Annotated in this window: 18 protein-coding genes and 2 riboswitches; of the genes, 9 read left to right on the forward strand and 9 right to left on the reverse strand. The window is 43.1% G+C overall.

The window, feature by feature from the left end:
* Positions 1 to 4 precede the first annotated feature (4 nt).
* Positions 5 to 793, forward strand: a complete 789-nt coding sequence (locus tag I3252_RS12640; RefSeq protein WP_238035455.1) for a CPBP family intramembrane glutamic endopeptidase — start codon at positions 5 to 7, stop codon at positions 791 to 793.
* 60 nt (positions 794 to 853) lie between these two features.
* On the opposite strand, the gene dusA is transcribed toward I3252_RS12640, so the two are convergent.
* From dusA to I3252_RS12655, 3 genes are all read right to left on the reverse strand, one after another.
* A complete protein-coding gene (gene dusA, locus I3252_RS12645; RefSeq protein WP_193008773.1) occupies positions 854 to 1,825 on the reverse strand; it encodes a tRNA dihydrouridine(20/20a) synthase DusA in 972 nt (323 codons plus the stop codon).
* Positions 1,826 to 1,955: 130 nt separating this feature from the next.
* Positions 1,956 to 3,257: an MFS transporter gene (locus tag I3252_RS12650; protein WP_238035456.1), complete on the reverse strand. Its 1,302-nt coding sequence runs from the start codon at positions 3,255 to 3,257 to the stop codon at positions 1,956 to 1,958.
* Between the two features lie 305 nt (positions 3,258 to 3,562).
* Complete coding sequence (locus tag I3252_RS12655) at positions 3,563 to 5,203, reverse strand: phospholipase D family protein (protein ID WP_238035457.1); 1,641 nt, start codon at positions 5,201 to 5,203, stop codon at positions 3,563 to 3,565.
* Positions 5,204 to 5,682: 479 nt separating this feature from the next.
* On the opposite strand from I3252_RS12655, the gene I3252_RS12660 reads away from it, so the two are divergent.
* The 4 genes from I3252_RS12660 to I3252_RS12675 all read left to right on the forward strand — a co-directional run bounded on the left by I3252_RS12660 (position 5,683) and on the right by I3252_RS12675 (position 9,916).
* Entirely contained in the window at positions 5,683 to 6,957 is a 1,275-nt protein-coding gene (locus I3252_RS12660) for an O-succinylhomoserine sulfhydrylase (protein WP_238035458.1), read from the forward strand.
* A gap of 251 nt (positions 6,958 to 7,208) precedes the next feature.
* A complete protein-coding gene (locus I3252_RS12665; RefSeq protein ID WP_045445429.1) occupies positions 7,209 to 7,538 on the forward strand; it encodes a YbaB/EbfC family nucleoid-associated protein in 330 nt (109 codons plus the stop codon).
* A gap of 119 nt (positions 7,539 to 7,657) precedes the next feature.
* The gene (gene recR / locus I3252_RS12670; protein ID WP_238035459.1) at positions 7,658 to 8,251 is read left to right on the forward strand and encodes a recombination mediator RecR; all 594 of its coding nucleotides are present in this window, start codon (positions 7,658 to 7,660) and stop codon (positions 8,249 to 8,251) included.
* A 330-nt stretch (positions 8,252 to 8,581) separates the two neighbouring features.
* Positions 8,582 to 9,916 (forward strand): HRDC domain-containing protein, encoded by a 1,335-nt coding sequence (locus I3252_RS12675; protein ID WP_238035460.1) that lies wholly within the window; start codon positions 8,582 to 8,584, stop codon positions 9,914 to 9,916.
* A gap of 39 nt (positions 9,917 to 9,955) precedes the next feature.
* On the opposite strand, the gene I3252_RS12680 is transcribed toward I3252_RS12675, so the two are convergent.
* The 6 genes from I3252_RS12680 to gcvT form a co-directional block, all read right to left on the reverse strand.
* Positions 9,956 to 10,645: an alpha/beta fold hydrolase gene (locus tag I3252_RS12680; RefSeq protein ID WP_238035461.1), complete on the reverse strand. Its 690-nt coding sequence runs from the start codon at positions 10,643 to 10,645 to the stop codon at positions 9,956 to 9,958.
* A 110-nt stretch (positions 10,646 to 10,755) separates the two neighbouring features.
* Positions 10,756 to 11,376, reverse strand: coding sequence for a hypothetical protein (locus I3252_RS12685; protein WP_060491436.1), 621 nt, complete (start codon positions 11,374 to 11,376; stop codon positions 10,756 to 10,758).
* A 337-nt stretch (positions 11,377 to 11,713) separates the two neighbouring features.
* Positions 11,714 to 14,611, reverse strand: coding sequence for an aminomethyl-transferring glycine dehydrogenase (gene gcvP / locus I3252_RS12690; RefSeq protein WP_238035462.1), 2,898 nt, complete (start codon positions 14,609 to 14,611; stop codon positions 11,714 to 11,716).
* Positions 14,612 to 14,687: 76 nt separating this feature from the next.
* The gene (locus I3252_RS12695; RefSeq protein WP_238035464.1) at positions 14,688 to 15,470 is read right to left on the reverse strand and encodes a nitroreductase family protein; all 783 of its coding nucleotides are present in this window, start codon (positions 15,468 to 15,470) and stop codon (positions 14,688 to 14,690) included.
* Positions 15,471 to 15,728: 258 nt separating this feature from the next.
* Positions 15,729 to 16,109, reverse strand: coding sequence for a glycine cleavage system protein GcvH (gcvH, locus tag I3252_RS12700; protein ID WP_011280078.1), 381 nt, complete (start codon positions 16,107 to 16,109; stop codon positions 15,729 to 15,731).
* Between the two features lie 69 nt (positions 16,110 to 16,178).
* A complete protein-coding gene (gene gcvT, locus I3252_RS12705; protein ID WP_201539907.1) occupies positions 16,179 to 17,366 on the reverse strand; it encodes a glycine cleavage system aminomethyltransferase GcvT in 1,188 nt (395 codons plus the stop codon).
* A 188-nt stretch (positions 17,367 to 17,554) separates the two neighbouring features.
* Positions 17,555 to 17,714: riboswitch (glycine riboswitch) on the reverse strand.
* Positions 17,715 to 17,769: 55 nt separating this feature from the next.
* Positions 17,770 to 17,907: riboswitch (glycine riboswitch) on the reverse strand.
* Between the two features lie 235 nt (positions 17,908 to 18,142).
* Here gcvT and I3252_RS12710 point away from each other — a divergent pair.
* The 4 genes from I3252_RS12710 to I3252_RS12725 all read left to right on the forward strand — a co-directional run bounded on the left by I3252_RS12710 (position 18,143) and on the right by I3252_RS12725 (position 21,966).
* Entirely contained in the window at positions 18,143 to 18,463 is a 321-nt protein-coding gene (locus tag I3252_RS12710; protein WP_238035466.1) for a YcgL domain-containing protein, read from the forward strand.
* Between the two features lie 307 nt (positions 18,464 to 18,770).
* Complete coding sequence (locus tag I3252_RS12715) at positions 18,771 to 19,412, forward strand: hypothetical protein (protein ID WP_238035467.1); 642 nt, start codon at positions 18,771 to 18,773, stop codon at positions 19,410 to 19,412.
* 380 nt (positions 19,413 to 19,792) lie between these two features.
* Complete coding sequence (locus I3252_RS12720) at positions 19,793 to 20,656, forward strand: MoxR family ATPase (RefSeq protein WP_238035468.1); 864 nt, start codon at positions 19,793 to 19,795, stop codon at positions 20,654 to 20,656.
* 86 nt (positions 20,657 to 20,742) lie between these two features.
* A complete protein-coding gene (locus I3252_RS12725) occupies positions 20,743 to 21,966 on the forward strand; it encodes a VWA domain-containing protein (RefSeq protein WP_201502301.1) in 1,224 nt (407 codons plus the stop codon).
* The last annotated feature ends 408 nt before the right edge of the window (positions 21,967 to 22,374 follow it).

Genomic DNA, 22,374 nt, shown 5'->3' on the forward strand with positions numbered 1-22,374 from the left:
CTTTATGCTAAAAAATGCTACTGGTTCGCACAATCTTAATACGCCGCCTAAGCGCACGCCGCTATTTTCACGATTGGGTGTATTTCTACTGACTGTTGGTATGCTGATGGCATTTTTTATCAGTCAGCTGCTAGGCGTGTATATCGCTGGCAAGCTGGTATTACCAGCTTCTAAAAATTCAACCATGGCTGATATCTTCTTTTTTGGTAGTAACGATGGCACCGTGGTCAGCCTCTCTATTATCATAGGCTGCGTGCTATTGATTGCTATTAGCCTTTTGGTGATCCGTGTAAGAGGCGGCGATAGTCGGCAGTATTTAGCGCTAAAGCCGTTCTCATTTACGGTGGGTATGGGATTGCTTGGGCTGCTATTGATATTTATGATTGGCAGTCAGGCATTGACTTATTTGCTTGATAAATCGCCACTGCTCTTCGTCGACCCTTTATATCAGTCTGTCAGCTCAGTATGGCTGTTAATATTTGCAATGGTCATTGTCGCGCCAATCTATGAAGAGCTGATATTTCGTGGTCTATTATGGTCAGCGATCGCAGAGCAATTTACCTCGTCAACTTATTCAAAACATCGAGGGGCGATCGTAGCAAGTGTCGTAACCAGCTTGATATTTGCGGTGATCCATGTGCAGTATGGTATTTATGAAATCAGTACCATCGTGGTACTGGCATTGATATTTTGCTACGCGCGTATCAAGTCAGGCTCGTTGTTACTGCCGATATTATTGCATATCGTGAATAATGGGGCGGCGATGTGGCAATATATTGCGCAAACCGCCTAAATAAATAATGGCTATTTCGGCATTATTACGCTTTTATAACTATCATAATAATTAATTTTCTTAGGCATCAGGATTTAGTAGTAACACCTCATCCGCTGCCCGTTTGATATCGTCGATTGTTAGCTGAGGTTTACCACTTAACGCCTGTCGCCATTTGCGCGCACCCGTCAGTCCTTGAAACAACCCTAAATAATGTCTTGTCATCGTTGGCAGTGCTTCACCTTTAGCAATCTGCGCCTGCATATACGGATACAGCTGCGCTAAAATATCTGAACGCTTAGGTGCTGGTTCGTTCCATAAGCTATTGGTTTCTGCTAATAGGTAAGGGTTGTGATAAAACGCGCGACCAATCATCACCCCATCCACATGCTGCAAATGTGCTTCGATGTCTTTAACAGTATCGATGCCGCCATTAATCTCGATATCAAGCTGTGGAAAATCTTGTTTGAGACGATAGACATCCTCATAACGTAGCGGTGGTATCTCGCGATTTTGCTTGGGGCTGAGCCCTTGCAGCCATGCAGTACGTGCATGGACAATAAAGCGTGTACAACCTGCTGCTGCCACTTTTTCTACAAAATCCACCATAAACTCATAACTGTCAAAATCATCGATACCAATACGATGCTTCACGGTTACTGGGATATCGACCGCCGCTTGCATGTGTTTGACCAAATCGGCAACCGTGTGCGGCTCTGCCATGAGGCAAGCACCAATCTTATTATGCTGTACGCGATCAGAGGGACAACCAACATTGATATTGACCTCATCATAGCCATGCTGCTGCGCAAATTCAGCACATTGCGTCATCTCGCTAATATCTGCGCCGCCCAGCTGTAGTACAAGCGGATGCTCAAGCGTATCAAAGCGCAGATGCCGTGCTCGATTGCCATGTATCAGCGCGCCCGTACTGATCATCTCGGTGTACAAATAAACATGCGGATTAAAAAGCCGAGCAAAATAACGATAATCCGTCGTTGTCCAGTCGATCATGGGTGCAACGGAAAGACGTTTGTTGGTCATATCAACCATGGTTTTGAGCCTTAATATTTTAATATTGGTGTCTTAAATAAATTAACAAGGTGCAATGTATGAGACATAAGATTGCACCTTAATTTTTTAATTTCAATCGTTAAGCAGATAATAGGCAGCTATTAACTAGCTAAATAATGTGGTCGATTTTTTTAAATTCAGGCAAATTATAAAAATAAATACCCATTATTATGCCGATAAAACCGATAAATGCAATGTAGAGCGCTGGTGAGAAACTCACATACAGAGTGGCATAACCCAGTCCAAAAGGCACAAGCACTCCAACAATACCGTAGGCGATATTATAACAAAAAGCCATTCCTGTTAGTCGTACATTGGTCGGAAATAACTGTACAAGGATGGCAGGTATCATCCCAACGATGCCAGCACAAAAGCCTAAAAGCGCATACATAATGAGGATGTAGTCACCGCTGGCTTGCAGATGGTAAAAAAAGGCAAACATCTGAGCGATCAAAAGAATAGAGCCAACCGTCAGAATCTTACCGAAGTTTTGGTGGTTGGATATTATCCCATAAAAAATACAACCAAAAACCATGAACACAATACCCAGACTGTGTGAGAATCCAAATAAATCGCTGTCTAAGGTAAAACGTAATTCAATCAAATCAGGTAGCAATAGCACAACAACGGTCGTGATGCTAGAAATAATAAGCGTGAGAACCATGCCGATAAATAGCGAATGCTTGCAATGCTTAAAGAGTAAATTGAAGGGTTTGGCAACATAATCGCTTGGTTTTGAGTTTTTCATTTCCAGAAAAAAGGGTGACTCATCTATCCATCGCCACGCCAATAATGGTAATAAACTCAGAATGGCCGCGATGAAAAATGGCAAGCGCCAGCCGTAATTAGCCAATTGCTCAGTCGTCATAGAATTGGTTAACCAAAGAAAAAAGGCATTAGAAAACAACACGCCTACATAAAAACTGGCAGTAACATAGCTACAAGATACTGACGAATATTGGCGCGGCACATGCTCTGCCACAAAAACCCAAGCGAGTGGCACATAAAGACCAAATGCCATGCCTTGTATCAGCCTCAAGACTATAAATAAGGTTGGTGCAATCAACCCCCATTGCCCATAGGTAGGTAAGCAAGCCATCGCCAACAAGCTGGCCGCCGTCACTAATATACTGATCAACAGTATCGGTTTTCGGCCTTTGATATCACCATAACGACCAAAGATGATACCGCCAAGTGGGCGTGCCAAATAGCCAATTGCAAATAGACCAAGCCCTTGTACCTTTGTAATAGCTGGATCGATATTAGCAGGGAAAAAAGCGGTCGCCATGATATCTGCTAGATATAAATAAATCAAAAAATCAAAAAACGCGACTGCGCTGCTAAAGCAGATAAACAGTACGGTGTTTCTGTCTTTAGAGGACATCATTGCATATTGAGAACGAGAAGGCATAATAGGTCGCGCATCCACATATAATAGTATTCGTTAAGCCGATTATTATCTGGATAACCGGCTATAATAAAAAACGACAAATCAATATGAAAAATAATGATTTGCCGAAAAAATAAAGACGTTTGAGCTAAAAGTTATTGAGCAATAAGCATCGGAGTTAAGAGCACTTGAATGAATAGTGCTTAAATGAAAAGCACTCCAACTAAAAAGTATTCAAACTAAAAAAAATTAGGTCAAAGAATCACTCAATAGCGCTGTTATTATGTAAATATGACCAAGTTTTAGAGTGTTTTTGATGATGGCAGCTATAGCAACCAATCAATAGGTAACCATGACATGATAGTCAGCCAGACATGATCGCTGATATCGACGCGTGGCTCTGAATCGTAAACCACTTTTTTATCGTCTTCTATAGTATGCCACTGTAGCTTACCATTATCTGATAGTTTGACTTCATAAGCTTGGTTTAGCAGGTCATCGCTCAGCGCACCATGCAATTGTTTTGCCAGCTCATCATCATTGATGATCACACCCATTTCTGTATTGATATTGGCAGAGCGAGGGTCGACATTATAGGAGCCAATGAATACTTGATAGTCATCAACGGCAAACGTTTTTGCATGTAAACTGGTTGAGGATTGACTACGAGCTTTCCAAAGCTTGTTTTCGCGTTTTTCTTCAGAGGCAGTGGATTTTAGCTCGTAGATTTTGACACCGGCGCGCAGCAAGTTAGGTCGCCATTGACTATAGCCAGAATGCACAGCAGTCACGTCGGTCGCATCAAATGAATTGGTCAAAATCTTAATCTCGATACCAGCTTCAGCCAATTGCACTAAAGTATTGACACCATCTTTGGTGGGTACAAAGTAAGAGGAAATGATGGTTAGCTTTTTGGTTGGGCTGCCTAATAAGGTACGCAATTGATGCACCAAATTGGTATCCGCTGGTACCGTTTTGGTCAGCTTGCCCACATCATCACTCAAAAACTGCATGTCTGTCCAGCGAAAAGGCACGCGTTTATTGACCAAGTCACTGTCTATCGTTGACTCTTCCAGCGCTTCTTTATACACCGTCAAATGATTGTCGCTACCTTTTTCATCCTGACCTAGCTTATCCAGTGCCGCTAGGAAATCAGGCGCTGTATTGTTATCAGGCTTCACTAGCGTTTCAATGTCAAATGACAAAGGCGACGACCAATAGCTTGAAAAACTGTTGTCAATATCTGCGACGACTTTACCGATGAGTAAAACATCCAAATCCGCAAATTGACTATTTTGGTCATTGCTTAAATATTCATTGCCAATATTACGTCCCCCAATGATGGTAATCTGCTTATCAAAAGTCATGCTTTTATTATGCATGCGGCGATTGATACGTGGCAGACCTGTGACGTAGTTTAATGTTTGAAACTTACGGTGCATCAGCGGATTGATGATTCGTACCGCAATGTTCGGATGACTGGAAAAACGTAATAAATGCTGATCGAAGGTGGCATCATTATTAAAATCATCTAATAGTAAGCGTACAATGATGCCGCGTTCAGCCGCTTCCCACAGATCTTTCAATAGTAGTTGACCAGCTTGGTCATTATGCCAAATATAATACTGCGCATCGATATTACGTGTGGACATGTCCGTTAATATACTGCGAGAAGCAAAAGCATTGGCACCAGTTACAATGGGGTGATAGCCGGATAAATCTGGGTGAATATCATTCTGTTCACTAATCGATGCTACCAAATCAACGTCATTGGTTGCTACTGTGTCACTTTGTCCAGTTTCTTGATTGTCTTCTTGCTGATATAAGTCATGTACTCGTGCTGATAATGCTTGGCTCTCAGCTAAGTGTGGCTGTTTTGGCAAAACCTGACATCCACTAAGACCTAAGGTTAGTCCGAGTGTTAGACTCAACGATAAGTTGCTTGGTTCTATACTGAACATCGACATAAATGAATTACCTTAGTGAGCCTTACATAAAGAAGTATTTGTTAGAAAGTAAGCGAGAGGGCATGTCCTCATTTTTAGCCCATTAAAAAGACTATCAATTGAATGAAGGACATGCGCTAGTGCATCGTTTATTTTACCGATGATAGCACTGATTACGAAGCGTATAACAATATCGCCCAAGGCAAAAATTAAATCGCCGCTAAGCTTATCAGCTGTCGTCATCTATGCCTATTATAAATACGTTATTTTTGTTAGATTCAGCGACTTATTCAGTCATTATTTACTTATCGTCTCTCTTTCATCTGTTGTTGAGAAAGAGATAGATGTGTATTCAAAAATAATATTTAGCCATCGCTTGAAACCAGCTGTGTGGAATAAGTTGACATGATATGATAACGCTGATGCATTCGGTCGATAATCAGAAGAATAAGCAGTCATTTTATATCAATCAAAATACCAATCAAAGCAACGGAATATTTATGAGTCAGTCGCAAGCCCATGATGATAAAAATGTAGATAAATTAGATCCAAACTGGCGCAGTGACGCGCTCAATTTAGCTCTCGATTATGGTATGCAAACCATTGCTGTAAGAGCAGGGCAACATCGTACCGATGAGGGTGAGCACTCAGAGGCTATCTTTACTACCAGCTCGTACGTGTATACCTCAGCGGCAGATGCCGCGGCACATTTTAATGGAGAGAAGACGGGCAACGTATACTCACGCCATACCAATCCGAGTGTGCGTACCTTTGAGCGGCGTTTGGCAGCGCTTGAAAACGGTGAGCGCGCAGTGGCGACAGCCTCTGGCATGGGCGCGATTTTGACCATGTGCTTGGCATATCTGAAAGCGGGCGATCATTTGCTTGCTGCCAATCAATTATTTGGCTCATCGATTGGTCTATTTAATAATTATATGGCAAAGTTCAGTGTGGAAGTCAGCTACGTTGATTGCTTCGATAATGAGGCGTGGGCAAACGCCGTTCAACCAAACACCAAAGTCATTTATTGCGAAAGCCCTAGCAATCCATTGGCACAGATTTGTGATATTGGCTTTTTAAGCCAGCTGTGTAAAGCCAATGGTATTTTATTGGTCGTTGATAATTGCTTTGCCACTCCAGCTTTGCAGCGTCCGCTTGATTTGGGTGCCGATGTGGTGATTCATTCTGCCACTAAGTATCTAGACGGTCAGGGGCGAGTACTCGGCGGCGCATTGGTCGGCAGTGATAAGCTGATGCAAGAGGCGTTTACCGTGGTACGCTCAGGCGGTATCAGTATGAGTCCGTTTAATGCTTGGGTCTTTACCAAAGGGTTAGAGACGCTGAAACTACGTATGCAAGCGCATTGTCAAAATGCCAATCAAGTAGCAGAGTTTTTGGTCAATCATCCCAATGTTAGTGCCGTACATTTCTCAGGTTTGAGTGATCATCCCGCTCATGAGCTTGCGACGCGTCAACATCATATGACAGGTGGCTATGGTGCTATCATGGGTTTTGAGGTAAAGGCTTCTGACAGCACTGATTCAAAAGCTGCCGCTTGGCATGTCATTGATTCCACCCAAATGGTTTCTATTACTAATAACTTGGGTGATGCTAAAACCACCATTACCCATCCTGCAACCACCACTCATTTTCGCTTGAGTGCAAAAGAGCGCGCTGAAGCGGGCGTAAAAGATGGTCTTATTCGTTTGTCAGTAGGCTTAGAAGATGTAGAAGATATCATCAAAGATTTGGCGCGTGGTTTAGACAGTTTGTAAAGATAACGGTATAATCGCGGTTAGCACTTTATATTAGGGCGTGTCCTTATTTCAAAAATGGTGATAAAAATGAAATAAATTGCCGTTAAACGAGGAAAATAGCGCAGATAATATCGGGATATTAACCAGCTATTTAACGATGTTTGGCAAAATTTAGCCATTTTTAACCCGTTTAGATATGATCAATTGAATTGAGGACACGCCCTAGTAAAATATCAATCATTTATGATTAAAAAACAAAAGAGGCAACTATGAATATTCAAGCATTAATGCAACAAGCACAAACGATGCAAAAGAAAGTCGAAGCAAACGTTGAAAATGCTAAGAAAGAGCTTGCGAATAAAGAAGTACAAGCTGAAGCGGGCAGTGGTCTGGTAAAAGTCACCATGACGGGTCGCCATGTGGTTAAGCGTTTAACCATCGATCCAAGCTTGCTAGAAGATGAGCCAGATATGATCGAAGATCTTATTGCTGCTGCTATCAATGACGCCGTTCGTCAAGCAGATGCGCTATACGAAGAAACCATGGCTGGCGCGACCTCAGGCATGGGTCTACCACCTGGTATGCAAGGTATGTTCTAAGTCGTTATTTTTTAAGCCAAACACGACATATTAAAGACAAAATGGGGTTGTTATCGACATGATACGACCCCATTTTCATAGCTACGATTTATAAATTAAGTTAAATAAAGGAAGATGCTTTGCTGACAGCCAAATTTGATCAGCTGGTTAAACAGCTGCGTATTTTGCCGGGTGTGGGTCAAAAAAGTGCCCAACGTATGGCGCTGCATTTGCTTACCAAAAAACGTCCACAAGGCATGGCACTTGCCCAAGCGCTTGATGAGGCGATGCGCGATATCGTCGAATGCCAGCGTTGTCACAGCTTTAGTGATGATCACATCTGTCCGCTGTGCCAAGATCCGCGCCGTGATGATGCCTTGCTATGTGTGGTCGAAACGGCAGCAGACGTGATGGCTATCGAACAAACCGCAGGCTACCGTGGCCGCTACTTTGTGTTAGGTGGTCATTTATCACCGATTGATGGCATTAGCGCTGATGATTTGAATATTGAACAACTGGTCTGGCGGGTTAAGCAAGAGCCTGTTGAAGAGTTGATATTGGCGACTGGTACGACTGTCGAAGGGCAGACCACCGCGCACTTTATCAGTGCAGCGGTTAGTCGTCATGTTAATAAGGTCACACGTTTAGCACAAGGTGTGCCAATGGGCGGCGAGCTTGAATATCTTGATAGCATGACCCTTGGACAAGCGATACAAAATCGTTCATTTTTATAGCACACTGACATTTTTTCTATAACTTCTTTATAAAAACCAAGTCTTGTCCATTTTATTTCATGAAATTGTTATAATTGATTCACTAGGGCGTGTCCTCAATTCAATCGATAGTTATCTAAATGGGTTAAAAATGGCTAAATCTTGCTAAACGGCGTCAAATAGCTGACTAATATCTCGATATTATCTGCGCTATTTTCCTTGTTTAACTGCAATTTATCTCATTTTTATCACCATTTTTAAAATGAGGACACGCCCTAGTATTTTATTATTTACTTTTATTGAGACGCCCTTTAGCGTTTTATTTTTTCCTATTTATGCAGGTATCTGCCCGTGTCCAACCATGCTCCAACAGCTTCGACTGCTGCCATCCAATCAAACCTTGCAGACAACATTAACATTGCTGTTTCTGATGATTTATTAGCACCATCAATTAATTCTAAAATAGAGTCAGCAGATCTACCTTCAGAGCCAGATATTGATGCGCTGCTAGATAGTGCCGACGAAGCTGCTGTCACGTGGGTGCGTGAACAAAATGGTTTGGCTGAAGTTATCGATGCATTGGCAACTTGTGGTCGGGTGGCGTTAGATACTGAGTTTATCAAACGTGATACTTACTATCCGCGCTTGGCATTGGTGCAGCTAAATACTGGCAATCATATTTATTTATTAGATGCCCCGCAGTTGCAACTGACCGAACTGTGGCATGCACTGGCCAAAGTTGATGTGGCGATTTGGCATGCCTGTGGTGAGGATTTGGGTATTTTTTACTTATTATCTGGCTGTCCGCCATTGACCAATATATTTGATACGCAAATTGCGTTGTCTTACTTAACGGGTCAATTGCAAATGGGCTATCAGCAAGCGCTTGACGACCAGCTAGACATGCACATTGATAAAGAACAAAGCCAGTCGGACTGGCTACAGCGTCCATTATCAGACGAGCAAGAGCAGTATGCGATTGATGACGTACGCTTTTTGCCAGCGCTTTATTTAAGTCTTGAATATGCGTTAAAAAAGCAAGGTTTATACGATTATGTATGGGCAGATTGCCAGCTTTATGCCAGTGATTTGTATGATGCTCAGCATGTTGAAGACAATGCAATGTACCTAACAATGGCAGATTATCGTTATACTTCACAGCAGATGGCGATACTGCAAGCGGTTGCCACGTGGCGCGAGGAGCTGGCGCGTTCGACCAATCAGCCACGTACGTTTGTGATTAAAAAACAAGCAGTACGTGAGATCATCACTGAAAAACCAAGTAATATGCGAGAGCTTGCGCACAAAACCACGATGCATCGCAGTATGTTGCGCTTATACGGCGAAGAGCTGCTAAAAGTGATAAATCAAGCAAAAAACATGCACCCTGCTGAATTTCCTGATTGCCTGTTACCGCCGTATCGCTCAAAAAATAAAGTACTGTCAAAAGCAGTGCAGCAAGCGATCGATGATCACGCACGAGCTATCGGTGTACCTGATAATGTATTGATGCGTAAGAAGTGGCTAGGGCAATTGTATGAAGTAATTGCTTTTGATAAGGAATTAAGCGAGTTGCCAGAGGGCTTAAAAGGCTGGCGGAATGACTGGGTCATGAACACCCTGATTCCAGTCATCAAAAAACATAAAACTGAGTTGCAGCAGGGTATGGGTATCAACGTTCGATAAGCCATAAGATTCTATCATTGATAAAAGATGATGCTTTTCTCAAGACGTAAGTTTGTTATGCTCGAACTGTCCATGTTGTAAAAAGTACTTGGTTTGCGCGGCTACTGTTTTATCGACCAGCATCCCAGTATGCGAGACTGGTAAAACTATGTGATCCGTGGCAGCCTCTATTTTGGTTTCTTCTATATATACTGTGCCATCGTGTAGTAGATGTTCTACTGATGGCATATTATTTGTCTTACGCAATTTTCGATTATGATACTGTAAAAACAACTGCCCTAGGCCATAAGGACGATTACCCGCAATCACCCCAAGGGTAATATGCTCCGGTAAAGGTGCTACGCTGCCATCTAACGCATCGATGTATGAGCGACCCACTACAGCTGGGGTCAAGCGCCAAATGTAGTCAGCACATACACTGCCTACATGCGGTGTCCCAAGTGTCACGCAGCGTCCTATCTGCCACTGCGGATATGCAGTGACAAAATCACGAATAATCAGACCGCCCAAACTATGACCAACCAAATCTATCGGTTGGTCAGGGTGATGATGGTTTTCTAGCCAGCTATTTAGGCGGGCACTATTGGTTTTGATACCGTCACGCATACTACGATAGCCAAATTGATGAGTGTCAAATCCTGCTGCTTGCAAGCGTTTGGCCAGTGGTCGCATGATCCAAGCGGTTTGGTGCAGACCATGGATGAGAATGACGCAGTTTTTTTGTGGCATGGCATTTTCCAACAAAGTAAAAATAGTTTTGGTAACATATGAAAAAGAATGCTAAAAACATGAAGAACTAGTCTTTATAACTCATATAATCTATGTATATTAAATCTAGCTCAAGTTTGACTCATTTTACGGAGTTCTATTCCCAACCTTATATGGCAATATATAATAAGGATAATTGAGCAAACCACTGCCCAACCTAGAAAGCTTAGTAAGTACTTATCCCAATGTTTATAGATAACAAGTTGGTAGTTGTGATTCAGCTTTCTGTTTTCTGCAATTTCTTGATTTTCTAAGTAATCTATAAAAGCGCCACTATCATCATATCCAAAGCAGTTTTGTTTCCACCATTCATTAGAATGCTGAGTTTTCCAAATTACTTCTCCATAACTACCATATAATTGAGCTTTGCACAGCTTTTTTTGGAAGTTGTTACTAACTGCGCTAGGACTTCTGTTAAAAACTAATACTCCTAATATATTAGCAGTAGTAATAGGTTGGTCATCAAATAATACAGTCTTCTGATCAAGTAGGTTTACTTTAACAATTTGGCAGATTGCTATTTCATCAGGTCGTTTTTTTTCACAGCTGATGTTTAACTTATAGTCATTAAAGTAGATACTAATAACTGTGGCTAGAGCAGCAAAAAACATGATGCCTGCTATGAGTATGACACCTTCAAGCTGAATGGGCTCGTGATTAGACACTGTCGTATTTTTATTTGCACGAGTCATTTTAGCTATTCCACATAAGATTAAATGAGAAGATCATTATAAAGCGTTTGCTTATAGACAAAATTATAATTTTAACTAACTATAGTCGATTAAATTTAAAAAGAATTAAGTGCTGCTGAGATAAGTTTTACGTAGCATTTACAGTGACGAAGTCGCACAGCAAGCAAGGAAAATATGTATTAGTAGCAGGCTATTCTGATCATCTTTTGTTTTATTTAGAGTTAACCATGCTAAGAGCATAACAAGTCAGATAAAGTACATACAAAATAAAAACCTCCAAATCAGCTGCTGACTTGGAGGTTTATTTTTATATCAACTGTTCATACTTATTTGAAAACTACATGTAGTTTTCGATACTTGGGCAAGAACACATGAGGTTCTTATCACCATAAGCGTCATCGACACGTGCTACGCTTGGCCAGAACTTATGGGCGCGGATATAAGGCAGTGGGAATGCTGCTGTGTCACGGCTGTATGGGTGCGTCCATTCGCTGTTGGTGACCATCGCAGCGGTATGCGGTGCGTTGACCAGTGGGTTGTCTTCTAACGTCCAACCCTCTTCGCCAGCTTTGGCTTTCATTGCTTCGTATTTGATAGATTTTAGAGCACTGACGAAACGATCTAATTCTTCTTTAGATTCAGACTCAGTTGGTTCAATCATCAAGGTACCCGCAACTGGGAAGCTCATCGTTGGTGAGTGGAAACCGTAATCCATCAAGCGCTTAGCAATATCGCTTTCACTGATGCCCGTCTCTTCTTTCAACGGACGAATATCGATGATACATTCGTGCGCGACGCGACCGTTTTTGCCCGTATAAAGAACAGGGTAGTGGTCTTTTAATTGAGCAGCGACATAGTTAGCATTTAATAGCGCAAGCTCAGTGGCTTTTAGCAGACCATCACGACCCATCATGGCAATGTACATCCATGAAATTGGTAAAATGCTTGCTGAACCATAAGGGGCTGCTGATACGGCCGAGCAGTCTTTTTGCGCATTATGCACAGGGCTCAATGTATGATTGGCCATAAAGGGTGCTAAATGCGACTTCATGCCGATAGGGCCCATGCCTGGACCACCGCCGCCATGCGGGATGCAGAAGGTTTTATGCAAGTTCATGTGTAGTACATCAGCGCCAACGTCAGCCGGTTGCATCATGCCAACCTGTGCATTCATATTGGCACCATCCATATAAACTTGACCGCCATGTTTATGGATAAGGTCACAGATTTTACGGATGCCTTCTTCAAACACGCCATGCGTCGATGGATAAGTAATCATCAATGCACCTAGATTGGCACTGTTTTCTTCACACTTAGCAGTTAGATCATCGATATCAACGTTACCATTGTCATCAGTTTTAACCACGATTACTTTCATACCCATCATCATAGCCGTCGCAGGGTTGGTACCGTGCGCTGACTGAGGGATTAGACAAACATCACGGTCAGTTTCACCCAATGATTCGTGATAACGGCGAATCGCTAGCAGACCAGCATATTCACCTGAAGCGCCAGAGTTTGGCTGCATAGACACATCATCAAAACCAGTAATGGCCTTCAGCTGGTCTTGCAAGCTATCAATCATGGCAACATAGCCTGTGACTTGGTCACGTGGTGCAAAAGGATGCACATTAGCAAATTCAGGCCAAGTAATCGGTAGCATTTCACTGGTGGCATTCAATTTCATGGTACAGCTACCCAATGAAATCATGCTGCGGTTCATTGCCAAATCTTTGTCTTCAAGCGATTTTAAATAACGCAGCATTTCGTGTTCAGTATGATGCGAGTTAAATACTGGATGCGATAAAATAGCATCGGTACGCAAGTGCGCACTATCAAGAGAAACGCGAGCGTCTTCTGGTAGGTCATGTGCTTTACTAACAAACAGTTGAGTTAGGACGCTAAAGTCTTGTTGATCGCTGGTTTCACTAAACGCGACGCTTAATTTGGTTTCACCAAGACGCCATAAGTTATAGCCTACATTGTCAGCATTTTCGAAAATTTGAGTGGCCAGTTTTTCTGATCCACAATCAACGACGACGCTGTCAAAGAATTGGTCATGTACGACATTTAAGTTGCTGTCGTTGGCATTTTTGATGATATCAGCAAAGGCAGTCGCAAAGGCATGGATACGAGTAGCGATACGCTTTACGCCACCTGGGCCATGATAAACGGCATACATACCGGCTAGGTTAGCAAGCAATACTTGCGAGGTACAGATGTTTGAGTTGGCTTTTTCGCGGCGGATATGCTGCTCACGAGTTTGTAGTGCCATACGGAGGGCAGTATTGCCTTGTGAATCTTTAGAGACGCCGATGATACGACCAGGCGCTGAGCGCTTGGCTTTGTCAGAGAAGGCAAAGTAAGCAGCATGTGGACCACCAAAGCCCATTGGGATACCAAAACGCTGCGTGCTACCTAAAGCGACGTCTGCGCCCATATCTGCTGGTGATTTCAATAGCACCAAACTCATGATGTCACTGACGACACTCACGTAGGTTTTGTTTTTCTTCACAGCAGCGATAACGTCTGTTAAGTCTTTTACGTCGCCTTCAACACCGACGTATTGGAATAGCGCACCGAAATAATCGCCTGATTTAGCCAGTTCAAAATCACCAACCACCACTTCCCAACCAAAGTACTTGGCACGGGTATTAATAACATCTAATGTTTGTGGATAGATACGGTCATCAACAAAAAACTGCGTTGATTTGCTTTTGCTCACACGCTTTGACATTGCCATGGCTTCTGCGGCTGCGGTTGCTTCATCAAGCAATGACGCGCCAGCGAGCTCAAGACCAGTCAAATCAATACATACTTGTTGGAAGTTAAGCAAGGCTTCTAGACGACCTTGGGCAATCTCTGCCTGATAAGGCGTATAAGCGGTGTACCAGCCTGGATTTTCAAGGACGTTACGCTGAATGACCGCAGGCATACGTACTGGCGAGTAGCCTTGTCCGATATAGCTCTTATTAACAGTGATGTCATCTGCCATGGTACGCAATTTGGCAAGCGCGGCATGTTCACTCATCGCCACTGGCAAATCTAGCTCTTTATGCAAGCGCACTGGTTCAGGCACGGTATCATTGATGAAGCTCGCCATGTCTTGATAACCAACGGCACTGAGCAGGTCAGCTTGTTTGGCATCATTGGAGCCTAGATGACGATAGACAAATTCAGCTTCGTTGAATAAACCTTTAAAGGTATCAAACGTTGGGTTTTGCGAGATAGTCATGACAATCCTTGGTTAAGGGAGTAATAAAGGGATGGCTAAAATAACTAGTAATAATAACTAATGACGGTTTAAGATTTTATACGTAATGAACAAATTGCTTTTGGTCAAAGCGGAACTGGCTGTTGTAAACGCCATTATCAGCGCGCTCACCAGCACCAATCATCATAATGATATGTTGATCGTCGCTTAAATTTAATAAGCGCTTCATGGCAGGCTCATCAAAGCCACCCATCGGACAGCTATCAAAGCCATGCGCGCGTAGTGCAAGCATTAGATTTTCAGCCGCAAGGGCGGTATTGTTGGTTGCCCAGTTTTTGGTGTCTTCAAAAGTATAGTAAGGTGATTTAATCGGACCTTTTACCCGTCTGACCACTTGAGTCGCACCCCATTTAGCCGCTGATACCACATTGACAGGTCCTCGTAAGAAGTCCATGGTCACGACTTTGTTATAATAGTCTTTGACTTTTTTTGGTACTGGCTTATCAGGGTATTCGCGCAATATTTGCTTGGCATGGTCATGCCACACATCGGTGCGAGCAACGACTGCGATTAAACGAGCGGCGGTTTTCGCTGCATTTTGATTCATGCAGTTTTTCACCGCGCGTTTGCGCTTGTCCGCATCATCAATCACATAAAATTCCCACGGCTGTAGATTGCTAGAGTTTGGTGCAAGCATGGCCAAACGCAAACAGTCTGCTAACACCTCATCAGGTATCGGTGTGTCGGTAAAGCGGCGGACTGAACGACGTGATTCAACCACTTCGCGAAACGCTTGCAGCTGCGGTGTATTATCAGGCGTTGCAAATTTTTCTTGAGAACTTGCTTGAGCATTTGCTTGATTATCAGTGTCAGGGGTCATATGAGAATCCATGCTGGAGATTAAGTGATCAACTTGGGGCAGTATTGAGTACGTCTCTTTAATAGCGCCTGACAAGTAATTGATATGAATAAATCAGATAGCGATTGGAAGCAATAAATTGAGCGATAAACATTCTAAGAAAAAGCGTACAGATATCAGCTGACGCCAATATCTGTCATAACAAGTTGTGTTTTTTAAGGTTATAAGTAGCGGCATTTAAATAAAATACCGCTTTTAAGCGAGAGAGTGAAGCTGCTATTACAGCTCGTTTTCGTACTCATCAGCGGTTAGCAATGCTTCGTAGTCAGCGATGTTGTCAGGCTTCATTCTAAAGAACCAACCTTCGCCATATGGGTCAGAGTTGATGATTTCTGGATCGTCTTCTAGGGCTTCGTTGATCGCAACGACTTCACCTGAGATAGGCGCATAAACGTCAGAAGCAGCTTTTACTGATTCAACTACAGAGATTTCGTCATCAACAGCGATGATGTCGCCCACGTCTGGCAATTCAACAAACACCACGTCACCCAATAGGTCTTGAGCATGGTCAGTGATACCAACAGTGATAGTACCGTCGTCTTCTAAGCGTAACCACTCGTGGCTGGCGATGTATTTTAGTTCTGCTGGGATATTGCTCATGGTCTCTCTCCTAAATGATAGAGGATGGTTAACAAAAATAGTGGACGTTAATAATAGGGTTTATAATGCCTACGAGTCAAACTGCTGTTTGCCATTACGGACAAACGGTAGCTTAAGAACACGCACATCAACGAACTTGCCTTTGCCGCGCAGATCGACCTGAACGCTATCATCATCTGATACGCTGGCAGGCACACGGGCAATCGCAATCGAGTTTTTTAGGCTAGGGGAGAATGTACCACTGGTGATAATGCCCGTTTGCTCATTGTCCGTGCCTTGATTAATGGTGACTGTCATGCCTTCACGCAATACGCCGCGTGTCGTTAGTAATAAGCCAACTTGCTTCATGGCAGAGCTATCGTCTTTTGACTGTTGACGCTTACTGACTAAAGCGTCACGACCGACAAAGTCACGCTCGTCTTTAAGCGCGAGTGTCCAGCCCATGTTGCACTCGTAAGGACTGACGTTGTCGTCCATGTCATGACCATAGAGGTTCATGCCAGCTTCCATACGCAAGGTATCACGCGCGCCAAGACCGGCAGGTTTAATGCCATTGGCTTTTAATTGCTCAAAAAATGCTGGTGCATCATCACCATGCATAATGACTTCCACGCCATCTTCACCGGTATAGCCAGTCCGAGCGACGAACCAATCTTTGCCTTCGATGTCTGTTAAATCAGCACCAACGAAAGGCTTAAGACCCGCTAAAGTATCTGCCCAGCTAGGTTTGGTTTGCGCGAGTTTTTCAACAGCGTTCGGTCCTTGTACGGCAATCATGGCAAGCTCTGGACGCTCAGTGATGCTGATGTCAAAACCTTCGGCGACTTTGTCAAATTGTGCCATGTCTTTATCACGAGTAGCAGCGTTTGAGACGATACGGTATTCAGTAGCGTCTTCGTTCATTAGGTAAACGATTAAGTCATCGATGACGCCACCTTGCTCGTTGAGCATGCCAGAATATAACGCTTTACCGACGGTTTTGAGTTTATCAACATCATTGGCCAGTAGCTTTTGTAGCCATGCTTTGGTATCGCTACCTGTGACATCAGCGACGACCATATGTGAGACATCAAACATACCAGCATCAGTACGTACCGCTTCGTGCTCTTCAATTTGCGAACCATAATGGATTGGTAATTCCCAACCAGAAAAATCCACCAGCTTGCCGTCACTATCAACGTGAGACTGATAAAGAGGTGTGCGTTTAGGGGCTGACGTGTTGGCGCTTTGAGCAGTATTATCTTGAGTAGTGGTCATAACAAATCCTTATGTGGACATCAGCTGCATTCGATAACCAGTCGTAAAAACAAGTATCAAAGTATGAGGGCTGATGTGCCTTATCATAGTAGCGAGAAGCAATATTGCAAGGTGCAAACATTGCAACCAAGGGTAGCACAGAAAAATAGCGCAATCCGCCAAACAAACGCTGAACGTCGGTTTAAGCAAAAGCCCTATCTGTCCTGTAACCTGAGATTTTCAACACGAACCATCATTGCACGTTTTTAAAAGCATCAACCTTAAAAAACCAAATTAAATGATGTCGCATTTTCTCCCCTTCGGTGGGTAAGGCGTCGTCCGTCCTTACCGCTCTCCAGATTTGTTATGCCTTATGTTTGGGTGTACTACGCAATTGATGGTAGACAGCGAAACAGTCGTGACATGTGTTTTTTCAGTCCTTTTACCTGAGCGATTGGCAGGGTGGATGCGCCTTCGGTGGTCAAGTAGCAACTATCAGCGCCAGCTCATTAATATGAACGCACCTGATATCGTGCTCAAGACTCTCTCCTGAAAAACGCTTTTATTATGAAAGGTTCACCGCGCTTTTACAAGTCATCTAGGCGATTAAAGTGAATAATTTTGGCAAAAATGATTTTTTGTGAGAATAATCAATACCGTATCGATAAGTAAAGCGTTTTACGTTTGGTAGGTAGTGGTCAATTTAGCACGAATGCCCATCGTAAAACGTAAAGCGACTACTGATATTCACCCAAAATATGCTAATCTATGGCGATAGTTTCTGATAGGTCATTATTATGCATTGTGATATTTATAAATTCCCCAAACATAACGATATGTATGTCTATATTGCCCGTCCTGATTATCCTGACGATACCGATGAGATTAAAGATTGGCTTGGCGTATTACCAAAAGATTTTCGTGCCAGTTTAGGGCGCAGTAAATTTGTGATGCACTTGGACTTAGCCACTACGCCGACGCTTGCGCGCGTTGATAAAGCAGAGGTACTGGCAAAATTACAGTCGCAAGGGTATTTTGTACAAATGCCACCGCAAGGTGTGATGCGCCGCCAAGCGGAATTACGTGCGCGTGAAGCACAAGACAATATTTATGATTAATGGGTATTTTTGAAGCGAGTTTTTAATCAGCCTCTTTTGACTATGTTGCATGACAGCCAGCAAGAAAAAGTTTACGACACATTTGCGCTCATGCATTTTGGTAGAAAGTCGTGATAAACTAGCAGGCTATATGAGTGACAAGACAAAAAATACGTGGCGAGGCAAAAGGTCGTGTTTCAAGTGCTTATGTCTTAATTGCTTTTGACGATAATGTATTCGATATTATGGTTCGTTGAAATAGCACACTGTCTATCGTTAAGCGCGTAAACGCGCTGCACAATTTATAAACGCAGGTAACTACACAAGCATGGACTGGTTAAAAGGTATTATAAACAGCTTACCGCTGGAAGCCATTAGTGATATTCTCGGCGAAATTGCTATTTGGTGGGGACAGCTGGTAAAAGACGTGCCACCCGCAGACTTACCGATGTACGCGTATTTGGGTGGTGCCGTTATTGTGTTGGTATTGTGGTTGCTGGTCGCTCGTATGCTGCCGCGGCCGTTGGGCGGTATGAGTTGGATGATATTGTTTGCTGTGTTATTGGCACCAGGTACTGCCCTTGGCGATCCAAGTGTGATTGCCCCCGCTAGTATCGCCGTGGTTTATGCGATTATGATGAAGGACACGGCTGGCGCGATTACCAATATGCTGCCGATACTCGTCGTGTTAGTGGTTGGCTTGTTTGTGGGCTTCGTCTGGCAGCTTATTCGCGGTGCTTTTGAGTCAAGTCTAGACAAAGCGCGGAGTCGTACTGCAGAAGATACACAAGCGACCATGCAGCTGACGACTGGCAATTATTTGACAGAAGGCACGACTTTAACCGATCAAGCCACTGTGGCTGAACCGTCTAATAAAACGCCTTTAGCGGCTAATCCTAAAGCAGACGTTAGCTTAAAAAAAGACAGCAGTTTAGCTAAAAAGCCTAATATGGAAAAGCTTGATAAGTAGTAAAGCAACATCAATAAAGTGCTGTCAGTAAAGCGAAGTCAGTAAAATGATATTAAAGTTTTGCTAGCGATGATTGGAGCTTTGCTTTTATAGTAGTTATATAAAAGACGCTATCAATAAAAATACTGTGAATGAAAAGCACCATAAAAAAAGACACCATGCGTGTCTTTTTTTATGAAAAAACGTTTTATGACTGTGTCGATCAACCGTCAAAAAGCGTTCAAGGCATCTATTATTTTTCAACAACTGCGAACGCATGAGTATTTTGGCAATCAATCATGCTGTGCTAATCTAAATGATTATTTATTTACCATCAATTGCCTTTAAGCCTTTTCTGGCTCTTGACAGCCCTAATCTATAACAATAACTGAGACTTGATTATGACCACGACTGATAAAACGAAAAAAAGCTTTACTGGTACGCAAAACTATATTGCCACTGACGATTTGCAGTTGGCGGTCAACGCCGCGATGACGTTACAAAAACCACTATTGATTAAAGGCGAGCCGGGCACTGGTAAGACATTATTGGCGGAGGAGGTCGCTGAAAGCTTAGGGATGCCGCTGATTACGTGGCACATCAAGTCAACCACCAAAGCGGAGCAAGGGTTGTATGAGTACGATGCCGTATCGCGCTTGCGTGACTCGCAACTGGGTGATGATAAGGTTTATGAGATTGGCAATTATATCAAGCCCGGTAAGCTATGGGAGGCATTCACCAGTAACGAGCGCAGTGTGTTGCTGATTGATGAAATTGATAAAGCTGATATCGAGTTCCCAAATGACTTGCTGCATGAGCTTGATAAAATGTCTTTTTATGTCTATGAGACGGGAGAAACCATCACTGCTGCGCAGCGTCCTGTGGTCATTATCACCTCAAACAATGAAAAAGAGTTGCCCGATGCTTTCTTGCGTCGTTGCTTCTTCAATTATATTGACTTCCCAGAAGAAGAAACCATGCGTCAAATCATCGACGTTCATTTCCCTAATATCCAAGAAAAACTGGTCAATGATGCGCTGGATATTTTTTATAAGCTGCGTAATGTCCAAGGGCTCAAAAAGCCACCATCAACCTCAGAGTTGGTAGATTGGTTAACGTTGCTACTGGCTGATGATATGGCACAAGAAGAGTTGGAAGAAAACTTACGCGGTGAAAAGTCTATCCCGCCATTATATGGTGCACTGCTAAAAAACGAAGCCGATGTGAGCTTGTTGCAACGCTTTGCCAATATGATGCGTCGTTAAACGACAGACTATTTTCAAAATGACGACACGCCCTAATAAAACGGCTTCACTTGTCACCATATCAGCCAATAAGCGATGCGACTCTTATGTTTATCAAATTGTTCTATACCTTACGTACTTATGGTGTGCCAGTCAGTACGCGTGAGCTGCTTGACCTAAATGCCGCGTTAGATCAAGGGCTGATGATGCAGCCGCATCCTGAAAATCCAGAGCTGTCTACCTTTGCCAGTCGTGAGGATATGTACCGACTGATTCGGCTTTGTATGGTCAAAGACGAACGCCATTTTGATAAATTCGATCGAGCAATGGCAGATTATTTCGAAGGCGTCGACAGCCTGGATATGGATGAGCTATTGGCTAAATTGACGGACATTCCTAAAGAGTGGCTTGACTTAAAATTAGACCCAAAAAACCTAACCGAAGAGCAGCGCCGACTGCTCAAAAAATATGGCTCGTTAGAGGAGCTAATGAAAGCGCTTGAAGAGCGTCTCAAAGAGCAAAAAGAGCGTCATCAAGGCGGTAGTAAGTGGGTTGGTACAGGCGGTACATCGCCATTTGGGGCTTATGGTGATCATCCAGAAGGCGTGCGCGTTGGCGGTGAATCGCGTAAACGTAGCGCCGCTAAAGTCTGGGAGCAGCGTAAATACCGCAACCTTGATGATGACAGTCAGCTTGGTACCCGTCAAATTCAAATGGCACTACGAAACTTGCGCCAGTTTGCCCGTACCGGTAGCGCCGATGAGCTAGACATTCATGAGACTATTAAACGCACGGCAAAAAAAGGCGTGCTCGATATCCATATGCAAGCTGAGCGCCGTAATCGCGTCAAAGTACTAATGCTGTTCGATGTGGGCGGCAGTATGGATGTCCATGTTGAAGCCTTAGAAAAGCTATTTTCAGCGGCTAGAAATGAATTTAAAACCTTAGAGTTTTTTTACTTTCATAACTGTTTGTATGACTATGTTTGGAAGGACAATAATCGTCGCCATAGTGCACCGATGCCTACCTTTGAGCTGCTTAATAAATACGGTCGCGAATATCGCGTTATCTTCGTCGGTGATGCGTCAATGTCGCCATATGAGCTGATGACAGTTGGTGGCAGCGTTGAATATATGAACAATGAGGCGGGTATTGTTTGGCTCAAGCGGGTGCTCGCGCATTTCGATAAAGTCGCTTGGCTCAACCCTGAAGATCCAGCGTACTGGCAATATACGCAAACCATCGTTGAAATTAAGAAACTATTCGACAATAAAATGTATCCGATGACCTTACATGGGGTAGAAGAGATGACCAATTATCTAGCGCGTTAATTTTGAGTTTTGGATGAATGCTCTAACTTATAAAACCTGTTAATCCCTATATTTTCGACAAAAAAGCAGCCGTTATGACAGCATAGCGGCTGCTTTTTTGTCGAAAATAATCAGTTTTGCAGTCACACGGCATTGGTATAAGCAGCAAAATATGATAACATTCATTTTAAATGAATCTTATAGAGGCGTTTTGACTGGTTCGGCAAAAAATTTGATGACAAGAATTTGATAATTGTTTGTAAAAATCAGTCGTCGTTGCTTATTTAAGCACTTCATTTTTCATATGTGAATCAACCAATCAATGTAATGAACTTATGCCATTTTCAATCATTTTAGTAGCAAAAAAGCGCGTGCAAGTATTACATTCAGTAGACTAAACGAGTTTGACAGCGCTCCTCATATGTTTTG

The sequence above is a fragment of the Psychrobacter sp. Ps4 genome (assembly GCF_022129285.1).
GTDB lineage: Bacteria > Pseudomonadota > Gammaproteobacteria > Pseudomonadales > Moraxellaceae > Psychrobacter > Psychrobacter immobilis_A.